Raw genomic sequence first — 24,591 nt, forward strand, 5'->3', positions numbered from 1 at the left:
TGGGGGAGGGAGACTTAAGCGAAAGCCTTTCGTTTATCGTAAGGTCTTGTGATCCGCAGCACAATACCCATCGGGCAACTTCTGGCTAGAGTCGTAACAACAACCTTGAATGGAGTACCCCGTATGGCACGCCCGCTGGTCCCGCTGATATCCATCGACGCACTCGTCACCGCCGCCCTGGAGTTGGTGGACGAGGCCGGGGACTTCAGCCTGCCCAAACTGGCCAAACGGATCGGCGTCAGCCAGTCCTCCATCTACAACCACGTCAGTGGACGCGAAGAGATCCTTGAACTCATGCGGGGCCGCATCATCTCCGAAAGCACTTACGAACTCGACGCCCGGCAGGATTGGGAGGCCGCCCTTCGCGCGATTGTCCGCAGCTACCGGGATGCCTTTGCCCGGCACCCCAGGCTCGCTCCGCTGCTGGTACTGCAGACGGTGCAGGACCACCAGGTCCTTGGGCTCTACGAGGACCTGGCACTGGCCCTGGAAGCCGCCGGTTTCCGCGGCCGCGACGTATTGTCCGCGATCTCCACCATCGACAGCTTCGCACTGGGTTTTGCCTTGGATCTGGCAGCCCCGGACGTTGTCTGGGCACCTCCACAGCAGGGCTTCCCGGCCCTCAGCGGCGCCTTGGCCAACGCGGGACCTGCCGATGAGCGGGGCGAAGCGGCCTTCGAATTCGGTTTGGAAATCCTCATCGCGGGCTTGCATTCCCGGCTGCGGACCGCGGTTCAGTGAACTTTCTGCAAATGTGGTGGGAGGCGGTGGTCCGTGGTTTCACCCAGACCCACACCACTGCCGTACCCATGCCTGTCCTCGTTGGCATCCTCGCCTGTGCTGTGGTCCTCAGCATCCCGCGCGCGACGTGGCGATGGTTCGGCCTGTACGTCACCTTCGTCCACGAACTGGGCCATGCCTACGCAGCCCTCATGACGGGAAGATTCGTCCATGGACTCCGGATCGGGCTCGATCACTCCGGCCGCCTGGTCAGCAGTGGCAGGAGCGCCTTCGGTGCGGCGTGGTCCGGTTTCTGGGGTTATCCTGCCCCGGCCGTCGTGGGACTGTGCCTGATTGCGGCGGTCAGCGCCGGGCGGTCGGGCGCTGCCATGTCGGTCGGGGCCTTGATCCTGTTGGTTTCCCTGGTCTTCCTGCGCAACCTCACGGGGATACTGGTGGCTCTGGCCAGCGCAGGGATTGCCCAGGTTTTGCTCCTTTTCGCCACTCCCGACGTAGTCAACTACGTCGTGTTGGCCCTAGGCGTAGCCCTGACCGTAGGAGGGGTGCGTGACCTCTTCAAGCTGGCCGGCGTTCACACAAAACGCCGTGAACGCCTCGCTTCGTCAGACGCTTTCATTCTGGGCCGGACCACTGGCGTGCCCGGGTTTGTGTGGCTCTCCGGGTTCACGGTCGTCATTGCCGGCTGCGTGGCGGCGTCAGCGTGGTTGCTATGGGGGCTGCTCACCGTTTAGCCCGGCATCAGGGACGGCGGGGGACGTGCGACGCCGCGGGCTTTGGTTCAGTGGCTGCAGGCACTTGCCGTGTGGTCGCCTCAGGGTGTCCAATCCTCTTAAAGATTCGGAGCTCTGGATGCGAACCATGAGCGTTCGGGCTCCGCGGCGGGAGAACCTCAGGAGATGCCATGTCTGCAAAGGGCACGCGGGATGCAGGAAAAGCTACAAGCCCCACCGCGAATGAAACCAGGCGCAGTGGGAACGGCGTGGTTTCTGCACACCGAGACCCCGCCAGGATACGCAACGTGGCACTGGTCGGGCATTCGGGCTCCGGCAAATCGATGCTGGTCGAAGCGCTGCTCGCGGCAACGGGAGCCATTACCAGGATGGGCTCCATCAGCGAAGGCACGACTGTCAGCGATGCTGATCCTTCAGCCATCCATCAACAACGCTCGGTAACTCTGTCCGTCGCACCGATCCTCATTGGCGACATCAAGGTCAATCTGATCGACACCCCCGGCTACACCGACTTCACAGGCGAGTTGCGGGCTGGTTTGCGGGCCGCCGACGCGGCCCTTTTTGTTGTGTCCGCCGTGGAGGGAATCGACGGTGCCACCGTCGCGCTGTGGAGCGAATGCGAAAAGATCCGGTTGCCCCGCGCAGTAGTGATCAGCAAACTGGACCATCCCCGCGCAGACTTCAGCGCCGCCGTCGAGCGCTGCCGGGAAGCCTTCGGAGAATCTGTCCTCCCGCTGTATGTTCCGGCAGTGGGTAACGCCGGCCTCATCGGTGTCCTTCACGGAGCCGCGGAGGAGTTGACCCCCACGGCCGATGTGGAATCAGTAAGGGATGCCCTGCTGGAAGGAATCATTGCCGAAAGCGAAGACGAAACCCTCATGGACAGGTACCTGGGCGGTGAAGAACTGCCGTTGCCCGACCTCATCAACGACCTTGAAACCGCCGTGTCACGCGGCAGTTTCTTTCCCGTGATGCCCACCTCGGCCGAAACGGGCCTTGGGTTGCCGGAACTGATGGCCCTGCTCACCGACGCTATGCCATCGCCCCTTGAACGGACGCCACCTGCAGCCATGACGCTCGACGGTTCATCGCTGAAGACGTTGCACTGCGATCCCGCGGGCCGTCTCGCCGCCGAAGTCGTGCGGACCACCGTAGACCCTTTCCTCGGCCGGGTGTGCCTGGTTCGGGTCTTCTCGGGAACGCTGCGCGAGGATTCGTCCATTCACATCGGCGGCAGGGGACTGGCGGACAGGGGACATGAGGACCACGACGCGGATGAGCGCATCACACACCTGTACTCCCCGGTGGGATCCGGCCTCAAAGCCGTCCCGGAGTGCATCGCGGGTGACATCTGTGCCATCAGCAAACTGGCAAGTGCCGAAACAGGCGATACCGTCTCGGACCGCGAAGCCCCGCTCCTGATCGAGACCTGGAACATCCCCGAACCCTTGATGCCGATCGCCGTGGAGGGCGCATCACGAAGCGACGAAGACGCGTTGGCGAAGAGCATTGGAAAGGTAGCGGCCGCCGATCCAACACTCAGGCTTGAGCGCAACCCGGACACCCATCAGCTCATCTTGTGGTGCATGGGAGAAGCGCACGCCGAGGTGATCATGGACCGCTTGCGAAACCAAGGCGTGAAGCTGCAGACCGTGGATATCATTACTCCCCTTCGGGAGACGTTCGCCAGCAAGGCAACCGGACACGGCCGCCACGTCAAGCAATCAGGCGGCCATGGCCAGTTCGCCATCTGCGACATCGAGGTGGAACCGCTGGCACGCGGCGACGGGTTTGCGTTCACGGACAAGATCGTTGGCGGGGTCATTCCGGGAACGTTTGTCACGTCCGTGGAAAAGGGGGTCCGGGCCCAAATGCTCAAGGGGGTGTCTGCAGGATTCCCGGTGGTGGACATCAAGGTAACGCTGGTGGGTGGCAAGACCCACAGCGTGGATTCCTCCGATGCCGCGTTCCAGGCAGCAGGCGCCTTGGCGCTGCGGGAGGCTGCCGCCGCCGCGAAAATCCAACTCCTTGAACCTGTCTCCTCCGTGGTGATCAGCGTGCCCGACGAATACGTCGGAGCTGTCATGAGCGACCTCTCCGGGCGACGAGGGCGGGTGAACGGCACCAATGCCACCGACAACGAGGGTACCGAGATCCTTGCGGAAGTGCCGGACCAGGAACTCCTGCGTTACGCCATCGACCTCCGCGCACTCACGGCCGGCACAGGACATTTCCGGAGATCGTACCTTCGCCACGAGCCACTGCCCAAGTAGGTTCAGGCACCCGTTTTCAAGAACGCAGCTACCTCGGGTGCCAGCGAAGCACCTGTTTCAGAGGCGGTCCGCTTCAGGCCCTTGACCGCAAATGAATGGTCACCGCCCTCGCACCACTGGAGCCTCGCCGTCGGGCCGATCCTGGACACCACGCCTTCCAGGATTTCAGGAGTGGAGAAGGTGTCCCGGGTGCCCTGCAGGAACAGCATCGGCACGGTTATTCCGTAAAGGTGTTCATCCCGGAGCTTCTCAGGCTTCCCGGGGGCATGTAGCGGATAACCAAGGTAGACGAGTCCCTGCGCGGGCATGCCTTCGGCCACCGCCATGGACGCCATGCGCCCCCCGAACGATTTGCCTGCGGCCCATAACGGATTGCCGTCCGACAACTCTGCAGCTGCCTCCATCACGGTCCGCCACGTTGCGATGGCAAGTGGCGGACGGTCCGGGAAGCGACGCCCGGCTTCGCGGTAGGGAAAGTTGAAACGGAGTGTAGCCACACCCTCCTGCGCCATGGCCGAGGCGAAGCCCTGCAGGAAGGGATGTTCCATCCCGGCCCCGGCGCCATGGGCCACCACCAAGGTGGCAAAACTGTCCTCAGGCTGGACATGGAGGGCGGAAACACGGGTATCAGCGACGGCGACGGTCAGGGATGTCTCGACGGTGGGCATATGAACATCATTACCTACCAGAGCGGCAGGAGAAGAGCCCATCACGAAACACGCCCTCGGGCATCAGGCACAAGGTGCTGACGCGGCGCACCTTTACGGGGTAGCTTGTGCCCATGGCGAGTGAAGCAACCACTGTAACCGTTCCCGGTCCCAACGGCCCACGTGAGGTCAGGATTTCCAGTCCGGGCCGGGTCATGTGGCCGGACGCGGGGCTTACCAAGCTCGATCTCGCCAACTACCTGATCGATGTCGGCGAGCCGTTTGTCGCCGCCAACGGCAACAGGCCTGTGAGCCTTCAACGGTACTCAGGAAACATCGATGGAGAGATGTTTTTCTCCAAGAACCCTCCCAAGGGCGCCCCTGAGTACGTTCGCGCCGTCACTGTTACCTACCCGAGCGCGCGGTCACACCCCCAACTGGTCATCGACGAACCTGCGGCAGCGGTGTGGGCAGCCCAGATGAACACAGTGGTATTCCACCCCTGGGCTTCCCGTGCCAACGATCCCGATAACCCGGACCAGCTACGGATCGATTTGGATCCCCAGCCCGGGACGGATTTCGACGACGCCATCCCGGCTGCGATTGAGCTTCGCTCTGTCCTGGAGGAGGCCGGGCTGACGGCGTTCATCAAGACATCGGGTAACCGCGGTCTGCATGTTTACGCCCCCATCCATCCCAAGCACGAGTTCCTCGAAGTCCGCCACGCCGTGATCGCTGCCGGACGCGAACTTGAGCGCCGCATGCCCGACAAGGTCACCACGGCGTGGTGGAAGGAAGAACGCGGAAAGCGGATCTTCGTGGATTTCAACCAAGCCAACCGGGACCGGACCATCGCTGGCGCCTACAGCCCCCGGGCTGTACCGACAGCGCAGGTGTCCTGCCCTTTGACCTGGGAGGAACTGGAGAATGCGGACCCCGGTAAGTACACCATCACCACCGTTCCCGACCGGTTGAAAAAGGTGGGGGATCCTTGGGCGGCCATGCACGATCATCCAGGTGACATTGACGTCCTGCTCACATGGTGGGAACGCGACGTCGAGAACGGCCAGGGCGAGATGCCTTTCCCGCCGGAGTTTCCCAAAATGCCCGGTGAACCCATGCGGGTACAGCCAAGCCGGGCGCGAAAGCCGGAATAGTACGCCACCGCCGTCGGCCTTGACCGTTATTCGAAGCGGGAAGGATCGCCCGTACCGCGACGTACCACCTCGGCCACCCCACTCGAAAAGTCGATCACCGTGGTTGGTTCCGAACCTGTGTCTCCGGCATCGATCACGCCGTCCACCTGGTTGTCCAAACGCTCCTTGATTTCCCAGCCCTGGGTCAACGGTTCTTCCTCATCCGGCAGCAGGAGCGTGCTGGACAGCAGAGGCTCTCCCAATTCGGCGAGAAGTGCCTGCACCACCTTGTGGTCCGGGATGCGGACGCCGACTGTTTTCTTCTTGGGGTGCAGAAGCCGCTTCGGAACCTCCCGGGTGGCCGGAAGGATGAACGTGTAGCTGCCGGGGGTTACAGCTTTGATGCTCCTGAAGATGTCGTTGTCCAGCATGACGAACTGGCCCATCTGGGCGAAGTCCTTGCAGACCAGAGTGAAGTGGTGTTTGCCGTCCAGATGCCGGATGGCGCGTATCCGGTCCAGCGCTTCCCTGTTTCCGATCTGGGCGCCCAAGGCATAGCAGGAGTCGGTAGGGTAGGCGATCAAGCCGCCGTCCCGCAGCATATTGACCACTTGGCCGATGGCGCGTGGTTGAGGGTCTTCCGGGTGCACATCAAAGAATCTGGCCATGCAAAGAGCCTACGACAAAGCTATGACAACACGTCCTTGTTGGAGAATTTCGCATACGCCAAGGCGCCGCACACCACTATGTAGCCGGACTGCAGCAGCGCGTTCGCACCAAACGATGTCCAGGCGATGGGCTGCCTGAGCAGATCAGCGAAGTCCAGCCAGTGGTGGCTGAAAAGCCACGGATGTAGCCACTCCAGCTGTGGCAGGTTGTCGAGGACCTGCGACACGACGGACAGGACAATCGTGGCTGCCATGGCACCAACAGGCGCATCGGTGAAGGTCGAGATCAAAAGGCCGATCGCCCCCACCCCCATTAGGGACACCGTGATGTAGGCAGCGATCAGCAGCGACCGCAGTGCGGAATCGCCCACGCTGACGGTGTCGCCGGACAGCAGGGTGACCGGCCCCACGGGAAAGAGGACGACGCCGGCCAGGGTGCCTGACGCTGCCACAGTTGCCGTCGCGGCACAACAGAAGGCGACCGTTCCCGCGTACTTGACCAACAGCAGGCGAATGCGTCCCGCAGGTGCCAACAGCAGGTACCGCAAGGTTCCGAGGTTCGCTTCCCCTGCGATCGTGTCTCCTGCCACCACACCTATGGTGAGGGGAAGGAACAATGGCACGCATACCACCAGCGCCGTGACCGCCACGAAGAGCCCGTTCTGGGTGATCCTGTCCAGGAACAGCGGGCCGCGGCCAGGAGTTGCGGGCCTCGACGACAACCTCACCGCGACTGCAATCAGGATGGGCACGGCGGCCAACGCGACCAGCATGGCCCAAGTGCGGAGCCTGCGGAAGAGTACCGACAGTTCAGAGGCAAGGAGTGCCCACCCTGCCCCGGACCGCTCGGTGGCAGATGGAATACCAGCAGCGGTTTCAGCCGGCAACGTCAAACCCCTCTCCAGTAAGGGACACGAACCGTTCTTCCAGGCTTGCGTGCCCAACAGTGAATCCGCGGACGCGCACGCCTCCTGCAACCAGCGCGGCCACAATCGTCTCCGGGGCAAGGCCGTTGAGTCCGGTGCCCATGAGCGTGTCGTCGCCCCTGCCTGTCGCATCACTTGGAACCACGCCAAGGCGGGACAGGACGCCTGCGGCCACGCCGACGTCGGGTGTGTGGATCAGGACGTGCGACTCCCCGGAGGAGCGCAGCTCATCCAGTGGCCCTTGGGCCACCAGTTTTCCCGCGCTCATAATGCCCGCGTGCGTGCACATCTGCTCGACCTCGGCCAACAGGTGGCTCGAGACAAAGACCGTCGTGCCACCTGCGGCAAGGGAACGAACCAGGGCGCGCACTTCGCGCGTCCCTTGGGGGTCAAGTCCATTGGTCGGTTCATCGAGGACAAGCAGTTCACGGGGACGCAGCATCGCGTTGGCCAGGCCGAGGCGCTGTTTCATGCCTAATGAGTAGGCGCGGACCTTCTTTCCGGCAGCATGGCCGAGCCCCACACGGTCCAGGGCCTCGTGGGCACGTTGCCGCCTGGTGGCTGAGGGTGCGTGGCGGTCGGCCGAGTCCAGGCGCATCAGGTTTGCCTCGCCGGTGAGGAACGGGTAGAAACCGGGGCCCTCAACCAAAGCGCCCACGTGCGGCAACACGGAGGTCAAGGATTGTGGCATCTCCTTGCCCAAAACGCTGATGTCGCCGCTATTCGCCGTGGCGAGGCCAAGCAGCAACCGGATGGTGGTGGTCTTTCCCGAGCCGTTAGGCCCCAGGAAGCCGTAGACCGCCCCCTGGGGAACGGCCAGATCAATGCCGTCGACGGCGGCGCGGCGGCCGAAGCGCTTCACCAGTCCACGTGTTTCGATGGCAAGATTGTCGCCGGTGCCTGGATGGCTTGCCAGGACGGCAGGGCCGGTCAGCGGGCTGGTCGCTGGGTCGGTCACGGGGCAGGGACGTTTAACTGTTGGGCGACTGCCTGAAGCCGCTCCAACGGCACCATGCCCGCATAGACGCGGCCGTCGTCGAGAATCAGCACGCTGATCACCGATGTCGTCAGTGCGCGTCCGCCCGGAACAGCTTGGAGCGCTTGCGTGAGTTGCGGGCTGGCGGTGAGTCCGGCCGGAGCGGTTCCCGCCGGAAGGGAGATAACGGCGTCCCAGCCGGCGCCTGTAACCGTTGCACCATGATGTGGCTGGGTCGGATGTGGCTGGGTCGTTGGGCCGGAGGGCGCAGGCAGTGTCATGGAAGGAACGGGTGCTGCGGGGATCGTCTTTTCGCTGACCGATGCGCCCTGCGGCGGTACGAATTCAAACAGCGAGGCGTCCGGGGCAGTCAGGTCCAGCTGCGTGTACTCCAGTGAATAGGCAGGCCCGGCCTGCCCTTTGGCCCTCAGTTCGATGCCGAGGGGGAGGCCGGTTTCGGCATCCACATCAATCGCCACAGCGTCCACCAAGGTGCCCGCCGTGCGGGGTTTCAGGAGGAGTTTGTAGGCGCTGCGCCCGGCCACCGAGGACGAATTCCCGACGCTTACTTCAGTGCTGGCGTCAATGGCTGTCAGGAAGCGCGACGCTAAAGCCTCGGGAGTGGGGAAGGTGGGGCGCGGTGATTCTGGTACCCGGGACTCGGTGGGTGCTCCCACCGGCGGACGGGGGATGCTCACATGCGTAGCACTGTTGTCCGAGGAGTCATAGAACCACGCGTCCTCGCCGTTCAGTACAAGATCGCGCTCGGCCATCCGGTCCAGGATCTGTACGCGTGCTTTGGAAGGACCATCAATGTAGACCCTCGCAGTGTGCGAGCCTGTCAGGAACTCCAAGGCGGAGGCGGTTCCGGGCGCAACCCCGGGGCCGGCCGTTGGAACTTCGGGAAGTCCCAGCTCGGCGTTTTGTTCGAGTGTTCCGGACAGCTCCCGGACCTGGGTGCGCGCGATCATGGCCAGGATCTCGTCTGCGGTTTTGGGTGGCAGGGAGCCGCTTGCGCCCGCTTGGACTGCACCAAACAGCACGGCCATGCCCATGGCAAGGCTTATCAGGAGCGCCGGCAGCCACCGCCGCCTGGCCCGGGTCATTGCTACCGGCCACCGCACATCAAAGGCATGAGTCCAGATTACTCCCGTTGGCCGTCGGGATCACTCGTGGTTCGTTACTGCTGGATCAGTTGCCGCGCAAGTTTGACTGCGCCGAAAACGGGGGCTTGGGGGAGTATCCGGACCAGCGACGGATCCTCCAAGGACACTTTGCGCGCTACAGCCGCAGCGAGTTGGTCCTGGTTGACCAGCAAAGCGCCGGCCATCACCAAGGGAAGATCCAATCCGAGTTCGCCCAGTACTTGCCTGGCCAAGGACGCCAGGGAGTGGGCGGCCTCGGCCTGGATCCGCAGCGCCGCAGGGTCGCCGTCCTGCGCCATCTCAAGGACGAGCGGGGCCAGTCCAGCCCAATGGTCGGGTTCCGGCTTTGCATAGAAGAAGTCCATGAGCTGCAGGGCGTCCACACTGGCCGTGGCTGCCATCAGCGATTGGACCAGCGGGCCGGGTTCAAGTCCGGCGTAGTACTCCCGTAAGGCCTCGCGAACGGCGTCCCGGACTACCGAGTATCCACCACCCTCGTCGCCGAGGAGATAGCCGTATCCTCCACTGCGGGCTTCCCGCCCCTCACGGTTCCTGCCCCAGGCCACAGAGCCGGTTCCGGCCACCAGGACCACGCCTGCTTCGAGACCGGCCGCGGCGAGGATGATGCGTGTGTCATGGACCACCTCGATTTTGGCACCGGGAAAATGTTCCGAGAGGAGGGCCGACAGAACGGCCCGGCTCGCAGGGGTGTCGGCGCCGGCCGCTCCCGCACAGACTGCTGCGACACTACCGCCCACACGTGCCGCAATCCGCCGCAGCACTGCGTCCGCGCCCTGGTGCCCCACGGAAGACAGGTTTGCACGTGCTTCGGTGATCTCCAGGCGGGCATCATTGTCCGCCCCGGAGAAGCGGGTGTCGTCGGCGAGAACCGCGTGGGTTTTCGAACCGCCGATGTGGAGCCCGAGGACACCCGGGGCAGCGTTTGTGGCGCTGTTGCTCCCGGACTGCTGCATTTCCTCCAAGTGACATCCCTTCGTCTCACGCCAAGTTTGGCACTCCGCCTAGATTGGCATAGACCAATCCCCTTGTCTACAGGTAGTTTGTCCGTATGTCCGCTGATACAGCTCCGGCAACACCCAAGTACTACATGGTCAAGACCGAAATCCTTGCCCGCATCACGGGGTTGAAGCCCGGTACCCTCATTCCCACCGAGAGGGCTCTTGCGCAGACGTATGCAACGTCCCGCACTACGGTGCGCCTGGCCATCAGTGAGCTTGTTGCCGAGGGGAAGCTGGGGAGGATCCAGGGGCATGGCACTTTTGTCGCACCCCCCAAGGTGACCCATGTGCGGCAGTTGACCTCATTTTCCGACGACGCCCGGATGCAGGGACTGAAACCTGGTTCGACGCTGGTGGCCCTGGATGTCACCAAGGCCAGCCAGGAGGTCGCTGCGCACCTCGGGCTCGCGGAGGGTGGCTTGGTAACCAGACTGGAACGCATCAGGCTGATCGATGGTGCACCACTGGCCCATGAGGTCGCATGGCTTCCGGGAAGGCTTCCACGGTTCAAGGCCAGCCTTGCCAAGGCGGGTTCGCTGTATGCCGCTCTCCGGGACACTTACGGGATAAGCATTGCCGAGGTCGAGGATACGGTGGAAACTGCGTTGGCCGGCCCGGGTGACGCCCGGATATTGGGGATTGAAATGGGGGCCCCTCTTCTGGTGGTCAACAGGCTGGCGCGCGACGGGAAAGGGGCGCCCGTTGAGTGGACTCACAGTACCTTCCGCGGTGACCGGTTCAGGTTTGTCTCGCGCGTGAAATCAGGGGAATAGCGTGGCCAACTCGACTTCCGGCGAGTCCGTCATCCGTCGGGTTGTCCGGCTTGTCGGCGCGTTCGACGACTCCCATCGGACCATGAGCGTCGCCACGCTGGCCCGCCGCTCGGGGCTGCCCGTAACCACCACCTACCGTTTGGTGGACGAGATGCTTGCCGAGGGCCTTCTAGAACGGGAAGCCAATGCCGAGGTCCGCATTGGCACGAGGTTGTGGGAGCTTGTGTCCAGAAGCTCCCGGATGGTTGGCCTGCGTGAGGCCGCGCTGCCCTTCATGGAAGACGTGCAGTCTGTGGTCCGGCATTCAACAACGCTGGGAATTTTGGAGTCCGATGAAGTCCTTTACATCGAGCGGATTGGTTTCAGGGATTCGATGGTGGACATCACCAAGGTGGCCGGACGTCTGCCCGTGCACGGCACATCCTCCGGGCTTGTCCTGCTGGCGTATTCCTCAGCCGCCTATCAGGAGCTCTTCCTCTCCCGGACGCTTGAAAAGTTCACTGACGCCACGCTGACCGATCCAGCCGAACTGCGCCGCCACCTGGCAGCGATCCGCCAGCGGGGATTCGCGTCCATGCCTGGGATCATCGTGCCGGAGTCGAGTGGGATCGCCGTGCCTGTCTTCGACCGCACCAACGCCGTCGTGGCGGCCTTGAGTGTGGTGGTGCCCAGGAATGAAGAAAACGCCGCCGTCCGTGTGCCCGTTTTAATGACGGCAGCAAGGGGTATTTCGCGTGCCCTCGGTTGGCGCGGCGAACTCAAGGGCGCTCTTCGCCAAAGCAACGGAAGCATCTGATTCCCGTTCATCGGTAACGCTGTGGCTCTACTCACAGGGCCGCTGGCAAAGTGGAGGGCACAGCAGGGCACTGCGGACAGGACCACCGTCCGGAGCCATCCAAGAGGACTCAGACCCTCACGGCATTTCGCCCAAGTTCACGATCAGCCCCTTGAGGCTCTCTTCCGTGCTGCCCTGCGCCGCAGTGATGTTTGAACGCCGCAATGCCGCGGCAGGAGGAGTTTGATCATGGATTCAGAAAGACGCGGAAAGCCGGCCGATGCGGCCCGGCGCGTGGCCGGGAAAGTGGCCGTGGTTACCGGCGGCAGGGGCGACCTGGGGAGCGCGACTGCCCGGCTGTTGGCGGACCATGGAGCCTTGGTGGCGTCGTTGGACCGCGCCGGGGCACCGTCCGGAGGCGGCCGCCCGGGCATCACCGAATACGACGTCGATGTCACCGATGAGTCCAGCGTCGCATCAGCGATCGGGAGACTCAGCAAAGAACTCGGCACCCCGGACATCCTGGTCAACGCAGCCGGAATCATCGGTGCCGCCGGAGCAAGCCACACCGCCTCCATGGATGACTTCAATGCCATCTTTGACGTCAACGTCAAGGGGGTTTGGCTCATGACCAAATACATCGTTCCGGGGATGATCGAAAAGCAGTCCGGGAGCATCATCAACTTTTCGTCCATTCATGGACTAACAGGTGGAAGCAACGTGCCCCTCTACCACGCAACGAAGGGTGCCGTCAGGCTCCTCAGCAAGTCCGACGCCGCTACCTACGGGATTCACGGTGTCCGCGTGAACTCGATACACCCCGGTTCCATGAACACCAGGATGAGCCGCCGTTCAGCGGAACAGTCCGCGATCGGGGCAGAGGCCTACTACCGGCAATTGGTCGGCAACAGCCCCCTCCCCAGGCAGGGGGAACCGGACGAAATCGCCTACGGCGTTCTTTACCTTGCCTGCGATGAGTCCCGCTTCACCACGGGATCCGAGCTGGTGATCGACGGCGGCTACACCGCTGTCTGAGCCCAAGCATCCGCAACTGAACCACAATTCCCCTCTGAAAGGCATTCTTCGTGAAATTTCTCAACGGCACACAGGCCGGTACCTACGACGTCGTCGTCGTCGGCTCTGGCGCAGGGGCACTGACAGCAGCGGCCACCGCCGCACGGGCGGGCAAGTCCGTCGTCGTGCTCGAAAAGACCGAACTTCTCGGCGGAACCACTGCCGTCTCGGGCGGCATGCTCTGGGTGGCTGACAACCACCATGCCCGCCAAGCGGGCCTGGACGACTCCAAGGAAGCGGCCGCCCGGTACATCCGGGCCGTGGCGCGTGGACGCAGCCGCGAAGAGCTCCTTGACGCTGCCCTTGATTTTGGAGACACCATGCTCCGTTTTGCCGAGGACGAATGCGGGCTCCGCTTCATCTTCCTGGATAACTTTCCGGACTACCGCCAGGACCTACCCGGTTCCGTTGAAGGCGGGCGCACTGTTGAACCTGAACTATTCAATATCCGGGAGGCGCTCGGCGACCTCGCCCGCCACGTCCGCTCCGATGGCAGGGCACCATTCACTATGCAGGAGTATGAGAACTGGGGCGCCTTCACCAAATTTCCGTGGGCTCAACTCAACCAGCGCCAGGACCAAGGGCTCGTGGCCAAGGGGCACGCCTTGATTGGCATGCTGCTCGCAAGCCTGGTCCGGGACGGCGCTGCGCTGGTGGTTGGCGCCCGTGGTCAACGATTGCTGCTCGACGGCGGCCGGGTCGCGGGCGTCGAACTCGAATCGGGAGAAACGTTCCTTGCCAACGATGGTGTCGTACTGGCTACCGGCGGATTCGAATGGGACAAGGCCCTGGCCGATTCGTTGCTGGCCTCGCGCCTCTACATTATGTGCTCACCGCCCTCCAACACAGGCGACGGGCTCAGGATGGCACAACGCATCGGGGCACAGACCCGCGGAACCCGCGAAGCCTGGTGGGCCCCCATGTCAATAACGGGAGACACCCGGGACGGGGCACCCGTGGGCACACTGCTGAGGTTCGAACGGCAAGGGCCCGGCTCGCTCATGGTCAACCGGCACGGACGCCGCTTCGCCAACGAGTCACAGAACTACAACGACCTTGCGCGCTGCCTTCAGTCCTGGGATTCGCCCAACAACCAGACCTTGAATACACCGGCACATGTGGTCTTCGACCACGCCTACTTGGAGCGCTACGGCGTCCTTGCACACCGGGCCGGCCAGCCCACGCCCGAATACCTCGTGGAAGCACCCACGCTGGAGGGACTGGCCGCAAAGATCGGTGTTCCTGCCGGGGAACTGAGGGCTACGGTCAGCCGCTTCAACGAATTCGCCGTCAAAGGCGAGGACCCGGACTTCGGCCGGGGTGAAAGCGCCTACGACAAGTACTGGGGCGACGACGACTGCCCTTGGCCCAACCCATCGCTCGGCCCGCTGGTGACCGGCCCGTTTTACGCGATGGAAGTGGTCAATGGTGCCTTTGGGAGCAATGGAGGCATAGCCACGGACGGACGGGCACGCGTCCTGGACGTCGACGGACAACCCATTCCGGGCCTTTTCGCTGCCGGTAACACCACCGAAAATGCCTACGCCGCTGGGTACCCGGGTGCCGGTGCCACCCTGGGTCCCATCATGACCATGGGGTACCTGGCGGGCCGGACCATTGCGGGCCAGCCGGCCGAATACGCGGGTGAAAGCGTCATGACAGGGGTGGAAGCATGATCCGCCATGCAGTGCTGTTCAAGTTCAAGCCGGATTTTCCCACAGCCGACAAAGCCGCGTGGATGGCGGGACTGGATGCCATGGACGGCAACATTCCCGGCCTCCTGAAACTGACCCACGGCGCTGACATCTTGCAGCAGGAACGCTCCTTCGACTACGCGATCGTTGCCGACTTCGCCGCGGCGGAAGACATCGAGGTCTACAACACCCACCCGCTGCACGAGCCCCTCAAGAAGTATTCGTTTCCCAACAGCGAACACATCATCGCCGTCGATTTCCACCTCTGAATCAACGCCTGGACGCCGTTCAAAGGAGAACAGCCATGCATACAACTGCCTCGCAGCCAACGACGCTGCGCAAAACCCCCGGAAAAGCCGCTTTGGCCTCGTTTCTGGGAAGCACCCTCGAGTACTACGACTTTTTCATCTACGGCTCAGCCGCTGCACTGGTCTTCGGCCCGCTGTTCTTCCCTTCCGATGATCCCGCAGTTGGCCTGATCGGGGCTTTCGCCACGTTTGGCGTGGCCTACGTGGCACGGCCGGTCGGCGGCCTGGTCATGGGACATTTCGGTGACAAGCTGGGCCGGAAGAGGATCCTGCTCATCACCCTGGCCGTGATGGGACTGTCGTCCCTTGGCATCGGGTTCCTGCCGGGTTACAGCCAGATCGGCGTCTGGGCTCCGGTTCTGCTGGTCATTGGCCGGCTGGCACAGGGTTTCTCCGCAGGGGCAGAATCGGCAGGCGCGTCCACCTTGACCCTGGAGCATTCACCGGAAGGGCGACGTGGCTTCTTTACCAGCTTCGTCATGACCGGCTATGCCTCCGGCATGGTGCTCGCGACGATTGTCTTTATTCCTGTGTCCGCTCTGCCCACTGAGGCGCTGATGAGTTGGGGTTGGCGCATCCCTTTCTGGTTGTCCATTGTGGTGCTGGGCATCGCCTACTGGGTGCGTACGCACCTGGATGAGACTCCGGTCTTTGAAGAAGCAAAGGACCGCAAGGCTGTGGCTCCTTTGCCGTTACGGGAAGTCCTGCGTTTCCAATCTGCGGATGTGGTGAGGGTGATCGGCATGTCCATCATGTCAGTGATGCAGACGATCTTCACGGTCTTCGGTTTGTCCTACGCCACCGGTGCAGCAGGGTTCGACAAGGCACCCATCCTCACTGTGAATGCGGTAGCCATTGGCCTGTCCATGTTCGTGATGCCCCTGACTGCGAAACTCTCCGACAGGTTGGGACGCAGGCCGCTGCTACTGACTGCGGCCATCGGCTGCTCGGTGACGATTTTCGCCTACTTCGCGGCTTTGTCCACGGGCAACATCTTCCTGGTCTTCGCCGCAGCGTTCATCAACATGACGTTGCTTTACTCCTGCTTCAACGGGATCTGGCCTGCCTACTTTGCCGAACTGTTCGCGGCACCGGTCCGGTATTCGGGCATGGCCTTGGGGAACCAGTTGGGTTTGGTGGTGGCTGGTTTTGCTCCCCTCATCGCAGGACTGCTCCTGGGCAAGGGCCACGACGGCTGGCTTCCCGTAGCGGGTTTCGCGGTACTGTGCATGGCCATCGCCGGAGTTTCCGCCTTCTTCTCCCGGGAAACGGCCAGGACTCCCATAGGAGAGCTGGGGGAGCCCTACTGGCGGGGAACTGCTGTCAGGAAGCCGTGACCGTCACGGTGTCCTGGAGGGAACGCCGGACGAACTCCGAGCTGGGTTCCGCATAAGCTGCGAGGATCCGTTTGAACAACTCGGCACCTTCGGCCCCGGGCCAGTCGGCGGGCAGGAATGCCTGCGGCAACCCGGGGTCGAGGTAGGGAATGATGCGCCACCGGTCGATGCACCGGACGTAGGCAGCGAAGGCGGAGGCGCCGGGTTCGACTTCCGGTGCGGCATCAATGACCGCAGCTGCATGTTCGCGGATGAAGTCCCTATGGAGTTCAGCAACTGCTTCCAAGTCCCACCATTTGGACGCCGCTTCCCGAAGGCTGCCACCCACCATGGGTGTACCGGCCACGAAGACTGTGGTTACGTTGCGCAGCCCCAGGTCCGACAGTATTTCCTCCACTTCCACCCGGAGGGAATCCGGGCAGATCCACAGGCCGGCGGCCACTGTCCCGCAGCCGATCCAGTGCAATCTGCGCCGCAGTTGATGACGTTTCTCACGTTCGGTCTCAGGGATCGAAAACGAAATCAGGCACCAGGGATCCGTGGGCGACATGGTCCGCGGGTTGTAGATCCGCCGGTCGCCGCGGGCAAGCATGGTGGCCGCACCTTCTGTCAGGGTGAAGCCTGGAATGCCCTCCCGGTTCTCCTGCACTAGCACGTCCTTCTTCCGCAAGCGGCCCAATGCCGTCCGCGTGACTGTTCCCGATGTCCCCAGGGCGTCCATGAACAACACAATGTCCTTGGTGGACATCCATCCGCCCGCGTCGCGCAAGTACAGGCCGATGACGGTGCGCAGCAATGAGGTTGTGCTCCCTGGACGGGAGTCCATGTCATCGAGGACGGCGCTCATTCCCGGCTCACCGCAATTCGGCGAGGGCGTTGCGGATAGCTGCCACTCCCAGCTCAACCTCGGCGTAGCTGGTGCTGAGCGGGGAGAGGCCGATGCGGAGGCCGTGCGGGGGGCGGAAGTCGGGGATGACTCCCTTTTCCCACAGCTTGGCTGTGACGTCGGCGAAGAGCGGGTGGTCCACGGTGATGTGAGAACCGCGTTCTGCCGGGTCCCGGGGGCTGACAATCTCTGCTCCGAGCGGGACCAGGAGTTCCTCGGACAACGCGATGGCGTACTCCGTGAGTTTGATGGACTTCTCCCGTATGGCGTCCATTCCCACAGTGGCGATAAGTTCGACCATGTCCTTGAGGGGTTGCATGGCCAGGACCGGGGGTGTGCCGGTTATGAAGCGGCGGATGCCCTGCGCCGGACGGTAGGCCTCGGTCATGCCGAAGGGGTTGTCGGCGCCCATCCAGCCCCAGATGGGCTGCTGCAGGCGGTCCTGCTGCGAGGAGTTGACGTAAGCGAAGGCAGGGGAGCCGGGTCCGCCGTTGAGGTACTTGTAGGTGCAGCCGACGGCAAGGTCCACGCCCCACGCATCCAGTTCCATGGGTACGGAGCCCACAGAGTGGCAGAGGTCCCAGAGCATGAGGGCACCGGCTTGGTGCACCTTGGCGGTGATTCCCTTAGCGTCCGCCAGGAACCCTGAGCGGTAGGCGACATGGCTGAGGACCACGACGGCGGTCCGCTCACCGAGGAGCCCGTCGAGGTCCGCGGCGCGGACGCCGCTGGCAGGGTTGGCCGCGATCCATTTGATCGTTGCCCCACGTTCCTTGGCGATCCCTTCGATGATGAAGCGGTCAGTAGGAAAGTTGTCACGGTCGATGATGATCTCGTCGCGGCCTGGCTGAGCGTCGACAGCGGCGCGGATCATCTTGTAGAGCATTACGGAGGTGGAGTCACCCACCATGGTCTGGCCTGGGGCCGCTCCGAGGGTCACTTCGCCGATGCGGTCGCCCACAGCGGTGGGCTCGTCCATCCATTGCTCGTCCCAGCCGCGGATGAGGCGGCTGCCCCAGGCGTCGTGGACGAAGGAGGCGAGGTTCGCCGCTGTTGCCTTCAGGGGGCGTCCGAGCGAGTTGCCGTCCAGGTACGAGGTGAGCTGATCGGCGTCGGGGGCGTAAAAGGCATCACGCTGGGCGGCGAGGGGATCAGCGGCGTCCAGTTCGGCCGACGTCTGCAGTGGGCTTTGGGTCTGCTGTGGGGTGGTCATGGCTTCTCCTGCGGAAGTTCTGGGCGGCACTGCCCGGGGTGGTGTGCTTAGTTGCCGATTTCGGTGCGGACGGCGTAGAGCTCGGGGAAGAACGTCAGGTCCAGGGCGCGTTTGAGGAAGTCCACGCCGGAGGATCCGCCGGTACCGACCTTGAAGCCGATGGTGCGTTGGACGGTCCGGAGGTGACGGAAGCGCCAGGCCTGGAAGTTGTCTTCGATGTCCACAAGGTCCTCGCAGGCTTCGTAGAGTCCCCACTGAGTGTCATCCGACTCATAGATCTTCTGGAAGATGGGAACCAGATCCTTGCGGAAGATCCACGGCTCGCTCGTGTCACGGTTCAAGATGTCCGCCGGGATGTCATAGCCAGCACGGGAAAGGACCCCGAGGAACGCGTCGTACAGCGTGGGCTCCTCCAGGAGGGTGCTCAGCAGGGCGTGGGCTTCGGGTTCGCTTTCAAAGACGCGCAGCATCCCGCGGTTCTTGTTGCCCAGCAGGAACTCGACTCCGCGATATTGGTAGGACTGGAAGCCTGAGGAGCTGCCCAGGAACCCGCGGAACTGGGCGTACTCGCGCGGCGTAAGGGTGCCCAGGACGGACCACTGCTCCGTCATCGTGCGCTGGATTGCCTTCACTCGGGCAATGCATTTGAGCGCTTTGCCGAGGTTGTCAGCGTCGAAAAGCCGCCTGGCCTCCAACAACTCGTGCAGCACCAGCTTCAACCAGAGTTCGCTGGTCTGGTGCTGGATGATGAACAGCAATTCGTCGTGGTGTTCCGGCTTGCTGAGCGGGTGTTGGGAGCTAAGCAAACGATCAAGGTCCAGATACCCGCCGTAGGACATGGCGTGCCGGAAATCGGTGCGGACGGTGTCCTCGATGTCGCGGACGCTCTGGGCGGAGTGGACTGGGGGCTTTTCCATGACTCGAGATTATCATTTTCATGACGCACGTCAAGAGATTGATTATTGGCTCGCTGCATCCGAACAAACCCCGTTCCCGTAGGCTGGCTTCCATCTATTGGGGAGGGGACGATTGTGGATTCCATGGGGGACGCCGTGAGGCCCGTGTCCATCTACCTTGACGTCGACGGCGTGGTGAACCCCTTCAGTCCGATGGGAACCACGGACTGGGGCGGCGAATGGAGCATCGCCGACGCCGGCATCCTGGAGGTTGCCTTTGCGCCTGAAGCCGTGGCCGAGCTCAACGACCTCGCTGAACATCCCTCCGCCAGGTTCGTGTGGCTGACGACGTGGGAGCGCCTCGCGCCGGAGTTCCTGTGCCCCGCTATCGGCTTGAACGGCCAGGACTGGCCGGTACTTTCAAGCCAAGGCTGGGATGAGGGGCCGGAATGGTGGAAGCTGGTAGCCCTGCAGAAGGACCTGGCAGCGACCGGGAGTGAACGTATTATCTGGCTTGACGACCAGCTCAGCCAGGAGTCGGATGCCCGCTCGTGGGCCGAATACCAGCAGGATCGTGTGCTTTGCATCTCACCGGATCCCCGCAAAGGGTTGAGCCGGGGCGAACTCGCGGCCGTGCGCAGGTATCTGGGGTGAACCGGGGATCCCATACGTTTGGCTGCTCAGTGGATGGCACGTAGGATTCTTAAGGTTTCAAGCCCGCCAGAGTGAATCCCGCAAGCAGGGTCAGTTGAACAATTGCTGAACTATGCTGTGGATGGCAGGTATGGGGAAGTGAAACTGCTGAACGTCGACTCTGCAGATTGGGCAACAGGTGGATATCACCTTCATGGTCGCGCTGGTAATAGCGTTGGCCCTATTCTTTGACTTCACCAACGGGTTTCACGACACAGCCAATGCGATGGCCACGCCTATCGCTACGGGGGCGATCAAGCCCAAGACGGCCGTTGCCTTGGCCGCGGTACTCAACCTTGTGGGCGCATTCCTGTCCACTGAAGTGGCCAAGACCATTTCCGGTGGCCTGATCCGCGAAGGCTCCGACGGCATCCACATCACTCCTGACATTATCTTTGCCGGGCTGATGGGTGCCGTCCTCTGGAACATGATCACCTGGCTCAAGGGCCTGCCGTCGAGTTCCTCGCATGCGCTTTTCGGCGGTCTGATCGGCGCCGCGGTTGTGGGCATCGGATTCCACTCCATCAACTTCGAAACCGTTCTGCAGAAGGTCATCCTTCCTGCGCTCTTCGCGCCGCTGATCGCTGGCGTGGTGGCGTACATCTGTACCCGCCTGGCCTACGCGCTCACCTCACGGCATGATCCCGAAACCGGCGACAAGCTCACGCAAAAGCGAGGCGGCTTCCGCACGGGCCAGATCTTCACGTCCAGCCTGGTGGCCCTCGCGCACGGTACCAACGACGCGCAGAAAACCATGGGCATCATCACGCTGGTCCTGATCGCCGGGGGCACCCAGACACCTGGCAGCGGACCGCAGTTCTGGGTCATCGCCGCCTGTGCCTTTGCCATTGCCATCGGAACCTACGCCGGTGGCTGGCGCATCATCCGCACCATGGGATCCGGTTTGACCGAGGTCAAGCCCGCCCAGGGTTTCTCAGCTGAAACCAGCACAGCCTCCGCAATCCTTGCTTCCTCGCACCTGGGTTTCGCCCTGTCCACCACGCAGGTTGCTTCCGGCTCCGTCATCGGTTCCGGCCTGGGCCGCAAAGGCACCTCCGTCCGCTGGGGCACCGCAGGCAAGATCGCCTTGGGATGGCTGTTTACCCTCCCGGCATCGGCGATCGTTGGTGCCCTGACCGCCCTGCTTGTTGGGGTCGGCGTCGTGGGTGTCGTGATCGCCGCAGTAGCCGGAACGGCAGCCATCGTCTTCATGTTCGTTGTATCCCGGAAATCGCACGTTGGGCACCACAACGCCGTCGAGGTTGAAGAGGCCGGCCACGCCGTCCGGTTCCGCAAGAAGAAGAAGTCCCGAAAGAACACCCCGAGCAAGGACGTGCAGCGATGAAATGGTTGGAACTGCTGCAGGTAGCCGGCGTTACCCTCCTTGCCGCTGTGACGCTCGTGGTCCTGTACTCCCTCGGCGTGCGGCTTACTGCCATTGCCGGCGACGCCCAGCAGAAGTCCCCGGTCCTGATGCGGTCCCTGGCCTACATTTGCTTTGGCTTCTGCGGGGCGGCCGTCCTGTTCGGCATCTACCTGATTGTTCCGTACTTCGGAAAGTAGCAACTGCGGGTAGCAACTACTCTGGCAGCTTCGTCCATTCGGGAGAATAATCGGCAGTGTAGCCATGAATATGACTGCGTGGTCGTGATCCGGCAGATATGGGGCTGTCATGAAGTGCCAATCCCGAAGCCGCCCGGCAGGACTTGCCCTGGTCCCGGTCCTGCTGCTGGTCCTTTCAGCCTGCTTGCCGCCGTCCTCTGAAGGCCTTTCCCCGCAGCCGGGGTCCGGGGCGCAAACGACCGCAACCTCCGGACAGGCCAGTCCAACGGCCGGCGATCCGACGGCGGCACAACCTGCCGGCCCTGCCGGTCCCGCAGCGCCGCAGGCAGACGCGCCAGTCGTGCGATGGATTCCCATAGGGCCAGTCGGGCCCAACGATCCCACCTCCGGTCAGCGATACCTCCTTCTGCAGCAATTCCAGTGCGACGCCCTGGACCGCAGCATCGAAGGGGCGGAGGACGCGGCCGTTTGGGTGGCCGGTGCCGCTGTCTGCCGCGCCGTGCTAAGCGGCAGCCGGGGGGACTGGGAAAGGGCGTCCAACGCGGTTTCGGCCGTGCCGCGGATTCCGCAGAGTCAGTGCCTGGAGTTCAGGGTTGCAGCCATGTCGGCCTCTTTGGTGGCCCAACGTCGCAGTAACCCTGATGCTGCCTTCAAGGTGGAACCCGGGCTGGGCGAGGCATGTCCGCGCCAGTTGCTGGGCTTGACGGTAGTGGACGAACAGCTCAGGCCGGTGCCGGGGACGCCCCGGGCCTCCGGCCCAAGTTCCGGCGGCACCATTGTCCGCCTCGACGGCTACTACGTCCGCGTTGGCGAGGTCATGTTCGACGGCGTTCCGGCAGACGTCGAATTCGTGGGGGACAGGGAAGACTACGGGACGCTCTACTTGCGGATGCCGCCCGCCCAAGGGCGGAAGTCAGTCCGGATATCGGTCACGGACACCGTGGATATCGCCGGTTCAGTGACGTTCTTCTACGACGACGCCGGAGTTACCCCCAGCCCTAAGGCAACCGGAGGAGGTCCATCTACCGCTACCGGGACCCCCACGGTGTCCGTTGAAGCAACCCCCACGGCCTCACCGTGAGCGAAGAAACGGCGGCTCCAGACCGAAGCAACACCCGATGGCAACGGACCCTCGAGGTGCTCTCGGTCGTCGGTCCGCCGTTGACGGTTGTCACGGCGTTGCTGGTCTATTTCGGATGGGCACGCACCGATGCCCAGGCGAAGGCGATGGGCTTGGACGTCAGCCTGTTCGGCTACACGGTCCAGGACTTCATGCTGCGGAGTATCCAGTCGTTGTTCCAGCCCCTGGCGTGGCTGGTGGTCATCGCTTTGTTGTGGTTGATGCTGGACCGGGCAGTGGCGCGCGTCCTCGAATTTCCCGGGCAGCGGAGGCGGGTGCAGTTGACCGCCACGGTAGTTCTTTTCCTAGCTTTCGCCTATGCCGCCGTGATGTGGCTTGCGGTGACGGCGCGCCCTGAACAGACTGTCCTCTATGCGCCGTTCCTCATCGCGGCGGGGCTCGTTGTCGGCGCGTGGGGCCTGCGGGTCCGACGCCGGGCTACCGGGCTTTCAGCGCAGGCCCCGCGCTCCGGCAAGGGCGCCCTCGAAGGGTGGCTGGTATTTGTCCTGGTGACGCTCCTGCTGTTCTGGGGAACCTCCGACTACGCCCAGGCGCTGGGGCGGGGCGCCGCGGTCGACTACCAGGAGCGCTCCCACCTGCTGCCCACCGCCGTCGTTTACAGCAAGGAACGGTTGGCCGTTACCGTGCCTAACGTCAAGGAGGAGTCGGCCGGCTCGGAGGCGGCACCCCTGTACCGTTACACCGGCCTGCGCTTGCTGGTGGTCAGCGGTGGACGGATCTTCCTGCTGAACGACGGATGGTCGCTGGACCGCGGCAGGGTGGTGGTCCTGCCGGATAACGGGAGTGTCCGCGTGGAGTATGGGAACCCTGCTTCGGACTGACTAGTCTGAGGCCATGTCGACGTTCCAGTACTACGTAGCTTCCACCATCGACGGCTTCATCGCTTCGCCTGACGACGACCTCGGCTGGCTCCTGCAGTTCGACAGCGTCGACGAAGTCAACGAGGGCATTGGCTCGTTCATGGCCGGCGTTGGTTGCATCGCCATGGGCGGAGACACCTACAGGTGGCTCGTTGAGCACGAACCCGGCACCTGGCCGTATCCGGACATCCCGTGCTGGGTATTCACCCACCACGAGTACTCCGCACCCGCGGGATCGGATATCACCTTCGTCCGCGGCGAGGTCAGCGAATTCGCTCCCGACCTGGTCAAGGCCGCCGACGGCAAGAACGTCTGGTTGGTCGGTGGAGGTGACTTGGTGGCCCAATTTGCCAACGCCGGACTGCTCGACGAAATGATTGTCACCATCGTGCCTGTGATACTGGGCGCCGGAAAGCCGCTGTTGCCGTTGAAGGGCCCGACGGCGCCACTCGAGTTGGTCTCGTCGAGGACGCTTGGTGGGGCTGCGGTGGAATTGCGCTACCGGCTGCAGCAATCCGCACGGTAATGGCGGGTTTCCGGCCCGAGCGGAATCAGTGGCGGTTGTCCCGGATCATGTTGGTGATGCGGGCTGTTGAGAGCCTCCGGCCTTTCTCGTCAGTGATGACGATTTCATGCGTGGCCAAAGTGCCGCCGAGGTGGATCGCGGTGCACGTGCCGGTGACGGTACCCGTTGCCACTGAACGGTGATGGGTTGCGCCCACTTCAATGCCGACGGCGTGGCGTCCCCTTCCGGCGTGCAACGATGCCGCAAAGGAGCCAAGGGTCTCCGCCAGCACAACGTGGGCTCCACCATGGAGAATGCCTGCTACCTGGGTGTTTCCCTCCACAGGCATGGTGGCCACCATCCGTTCCGCACTCATCTCCGTGAAACGGATACCCATTTTCACCACCAGGGTTCCCACGCCGTGCGCGGAAAGCCAATCGTGGAATTCTTCGGGCACCCCGGCCTCATTGAGTTGGTCGACAAAGCTGTTCGGCGTGAAATTGTCCATCATGCCAACTAGGCTGGCACCTGTGAGTGAAACAACCAAACCGGACCAGGTTCCAACGGCCCAAGCTGCTGCCATTGCAACAGCACCCGCCCCTTCTGCCACT

The 24,591-nt window shown here is 63.2% G+C and carries 26 protein-coding genes; 16 read left to right on the forward strand and 10 right to left on the reverse strand.

The window, feature by feature from the left end:
* Nucleotides 1-123 precede the first annotated feature (123 nt).
* The 3 genes from HMI60_RS02595 to HMI60_RS02605 all read left to right on the forward strand — a co-directional run bounded on the left by HMI60_RS02595 (nucleotide 124) and on the right by HMI60_RS02605 (nucleotide 3,745).
* The gene (locus HMI60_RS02595; protein WP_018777509.1) at nucleotides 124-741 is read left to right on the forward strand and encodes a TetR/AcrR family transcriptional regulator C-terminal domain-containing protein; all 618 of its coding nucleotides are present in this window, start codon (nucleotides 124-126) and stop codon (nucleotides 739-741) included.
* Nucleotides 738-1,472, forward strand: coding sequence for a M50 family metallopeptidase (locus HMI60_RS02600; RefSeq protein WP_193590506.1), 735 nt, complete (start codon nucleotides 738-740; stop codon nucleotides 1,470-1,472). Before HMI60_RS02595 ends, HMI60_RS02600 begins: the two co-directional genes overlap by 4 nt.
* A 170-nt stretch (nucleotides 1,473-1,642) precedes the next feature.
* Nucleotides 1,643-3,745: an elongation factor G-like protein EF-G2 gene (locus HMI60_RS02605; protein WP_193590507.1), complete on the forward strand. Its 2,103-nt coding sequence runs from the start codon at nucleotides 1,643-1,645 to the stop codon at nucleotides 3,743-3,745.
* 2 nt (nucleotides 3,746-3,747) lie between these two features.
* On the opposite strand, the gene HMI60_RS02610 is transcribed toward HMI60_RS02605, so the two are convergent.
* Nucleotides 3,748-4,413: an alpha/beta family hydrolase gene (locus HMI60_RS02610; protein WP_193590508.1), complete on the reverse strand. Its 666-nt coding sequence runs from the start codon at nucleotides 4,411-4,413 to the stop codon at nucleotides 3,748-3,750.
* A gap of 113 nt (nucleotides 4,414-4,526) precedes the next feature.
* Between HMI60_RS02610 and ligD the strand changes: the two genes are divergently transcribed.
* Nucleotides 4,527-5,549: a non-homologous end-joining DNA ligase gene (ligD, locus tag HMI60_RS02615; protein ID WP_026267134.1), complete on the forward strand. Its 1,023-nt coding sequence runs from the start codon at nucleotides 4,527-4,529 to the stop codon at nucleotides 5,547-5,549.
* A gap of 26 nt (nucleotides 5,550-5,575) precedes the next feature.
* On the opposite strand, the gene HMI60_RS02620 is transcribed toward ligD, so the two are convergent.
* The 5 genes from HMI60_RS02620 to HMI60_RS02640 form a co-directional block, all read right to left on the reverse strand.
* Nucleotides 5,576-6,196, reverse strand: coding sequence for an L-threonylcarbamoyladenylate synthase (locus tag HMI60_RS02620; protein WP_064722094.1), 621 nt, complete (start codon nucleotides 6,194-6,196; stop codon nucleotides 5,576-5,578).
* 20 nt (nucleotides 6,197-6,216) lie between these two features.
* Nucleotides 6,217-7,089: an ABC transporter permease gene (locus HMI60_RS02625; protein WP_193590509.1), complete on the reverse strand. Its 873-nt coding sequence runs from the start codon at nucleotides 7,087-7,089 to the stop codon at nucleotides 6,217-6,219.
* Nucleotides 7,073-8,038 carry an ABC transporter ATP-binding protein gene (locus HMI60_RS02630; protein ID WP_193591116.1) on the reverse strand — a complete coding sequence of 322 codons (966 nt, stop codon included), beginning with the start codon at nucleotides 8,036-8,038 and terminating at the stop codon, nucleotides 7,073-7,075. Before HMI60_RS02630 ends, HMI60_RS02625 begins: the two co-directional genes overlap by 17 nt.
* A gap of 38 nt (nucleotides 8,039-8,076) precedes the next feature.
* Nucleotides 8,077-9,204 (reverse strand): DUF2092 domain-containing protein, encoded by a 1,128-nt coding sequence (locus HMI60_RS02635; protein ID WP_193590510.1) that lies wholly within the window; start codon nucleotides 9,202-9,204, stop codon nucleotides 8,077-8,079.
* A 74-nt stretch (nucleotides 9,205-9,278) separates the two neighbouring features.
* A complete protein-coding gene (locus tag HMI60_RS02640) occupies nucleotides 9,279-10,217 on the reverse strand; it encodes an N-acetylglucosamine kinase (protein ID WP_193591117.1) in 939 nt (312 codons plus the stop codon).
* A gap of 95 nt (nucleotides 10,218-10,312) precedes the next feature.
* Between HMI60_RS02640 and HMI60_RS02645 the strand changes: the two genes are divergently transcribed.
* The 6 genes from HMI60_RS02645 to HMI60_RS02670 all read left to right on the forward strand — a co-directional run bounded on the left by HMI60_RS02645 (nucleotide 10,313) and on the right by HMI60_RS02670 (nucleotide 16,223).
* Nucleotides 10,313-11,035: a GntR family transcriptional regulator gene (locus HMI60_RS02645; RefSeq protein ID WP_018777519.1), complete on the forward strand. Its 723-nt coding sequence runs from the start codon at nucleotides 10,313-10,315 to the stop codon at nucleotides 11,033-11,035.
* A gap of 1 nt (nucleotide 11,036) precedes the next feature.
* A complete protein-coding gene (locus HMI60_RS02650) occupies nucleotides 11,037-11,831 on the forward strand; it encodes an IclR family transcriptional regulator (protein WP_079581484.1) in 795 nt (264 codons plus the stop codon).
* A gap of 228 nt (nucleotides 11,832-12,059) precedes the next feature.
* Entirely contained in the window at nucleotides 12,060-12,845 is a 786-nt protein-coding gene (locus HMI60_RS02655; protein ID WP_055975638.1) for an SDR family NAD(P)-dependent oxidoreductase, read from the forward strand.
* Between the two features lie 50 nt (nucleotides 12,846-12,895).
* Entirely contained in the window at nucleotides 12,896-14,560 is a 1,665-nt protein-coding gene (locus tag HMI60_RS02660; RefSeq protein ID WP_193590511.1) for an FAD-dependent oxidoreductase, read from the forward strand.
* Entirely contained in the window at nucleotides 14,557-14,847 is a 291-nt protein-coding gene (locus tag HMI60_RS02665; protein ID WP_018777523.1) for a Dabb family protein, read from the forward strand. The genes HMI60_RS02660 and HMI60_RS02665 overlap by 4 nt, the downstream gene beginning before the upstream one ends.
* Before the next feature lie 35 nt (nucleotides 14,848-14,882).
* On the forward strand, nucleotides 14,883-16,223 hold the full coding sequence (locus tag HMI60_RS02670; protein WP_193590512.1) for an MFS transporter: 1,341 nt from the start codon (nucleotides 14,883-14,885) through the stop codon (nucleotides 16,221-16,223).
* Here the strand turns inward: HMI60_RS02670 and HMI60_RS02675 are convergent.
* From HMI60_RS02675 to kynA, 3 genes are read right to left on the reverse strand one after another with little or no spacing between them, the layout of a single operon-like run.
* Complete coding sequence (locus HMI60_RS02675; RefSeq protein ID WP_193590513.1) at nucleotides 16,210-17,070, reverse strand: PaaX family transcriptional regulator C-terminal domain-containing protein; 861 nt, start codon at nucleotides 17,068-17,070, stop codon at nucleotides 16,210-16,212. The two genes, HMI60_RS02670 and HMI60_RS02675, sit on opposite strands and share 14 nt — an antisense overlap.
* Before the next feature lie 7 nt (nucleotides 17,071-17,077).
* Entirely contained in the window at nucleotides 17,078-18,322 is a 1,245-nt protein-coding gene (locus HMI60_RS02680; RefSeq protein ID WP_193590514.1) for a kynureninase, read from the reverse strand.
* Nucleotides 18,323-18,369: 47 nt separating this feature from the next.
* Entirely contained in the window at nucleotides 18,370-19,239 is an 870-nt protein-coding gene (gene kynA, locus HMI60_RS02685) for a tryptophan 2,3-dioxygenase (protein WP_018777527.1), read from the reverse strand.
* Between the two features lie 114 nt (nucleotides 19,240-19,353).
* Between kynA and HMI60_RS02690 the strand changes: the two genes are divergently transcribed.
* The 6 genes from HMI60_RS02690 to HMI60_RS02715 all read left to right on the forward strand — a co-directional run bounded on the left by HMI60_RS02690 (nucleotide 19,354) and on the right by HMI60_RS02715 (nucleotide 24,001).
* On the forward strand, nucleotides 19,354-19,872 hold the full coding sequence (locus tag HMI60_RS02690; protein ID WP_039241178.1) for an HAD domain-containing protein: 519 nt from the start codon (nucleotides 19,354-19,356) through the stop codon (nucleotides 19,870-19,872).
* Between the two features lie 178 nt (nucleotides 19,873-20,050).
* A complete protein-coding gene (locus HMI60_RS02695; RefSeq protein ID WP_018777529.1) occupies nucleotides 20,051-21,256 on the forward strand; it encodes an inorganic phosphate transporter in 1,206 nt (401 codons plus the stop codon).
* On the forward strand, nucleotides 21,253-21,474 hold the full coding sequence (locus HMI60_RS02700) for a hypothetical protein (protein ID WP_055975652.1): 222 nt from the start codon (nucleotides 21,253-21,255) through the stop codon (nucleotides 21,472-21,474). The genes HMI60_RS02695 and HMI60_RS02700 overlap by 4 nt, the downstream gene beginning before the upstream one ends.
* A gap of 109 nt (nucleotides 21,475-21,583) precedes the next feature.
* Nucleotides 21,584-22,555 (forward strand): hypothetical protein, encoded by a 972-nt coding sequence (locus HMI60_RS02705; protein ID WP_193590515.1) that lies wholly within the window; start codon nucleotides 21,584-21,586, stop codon nucleotides 22,553-22,555.
* Nucleotides 22,552-23,436 carry a hypothetical protein gene (locus tag HMI60_RS02710; protein ID WP_227453643.1) on the forward strand — a complete coding sequence of 295 codons (885 nt, stop codon included), beginning with the start codon at nucleotides 22,552-22,554 and terminating at the stop codon, nucleotides 23,434-23,436. The genes HMI60_RS02705 and HMI60_RS02710 overlap by 4 nt, the downstream gene beginning before the upstream one ends.
* 13 nt (nucleotides 23,437-23,449) lie before the next feature.
* Entirely contained in the window at nucleotides 23,450-24,001 is a 552-nt protein-coding gene (locus tag HMI60_RS02715) for a dihydrofolate reductase family protein (RefSeq protein WP_193590516.1), read from the forward strand.
* Nucleotides 24,002-24,026: 25 nt separating this feature from the next.
* Here the strand turns inward: HMI60_RS02715 and HMI60_RS02720 are convergent, their stop codons facing one another.
* Nucleotides 24,027-24,491 carry a hotdog fold thioesterase gene (locus HMI60_RS02720; RefSeq protein ID WP_026267138.1) on the reverse strand — a complete coding sequence of 155 codons (465 nt, stop codon included), beginning with the start codon at nucleotides 24,489-24,491 and terminating at the stop codon, nucleotides 24,027-24,029.
* Between the last annotated feature and the right edge of the window lie 100 nt (nucleotides 24,492-24,591).

The organism is Paenarthrobacter sp. YJN-D (assembly GCF_015040335.1).
In the GTDB taxonomy this organism is placed as follows: Bacteria; Actinomycetota; Actinomycetes; order Actinomycetales; family Micrococcaceae; genus Arthrobacter; species Arthrobacter nicotinovorans.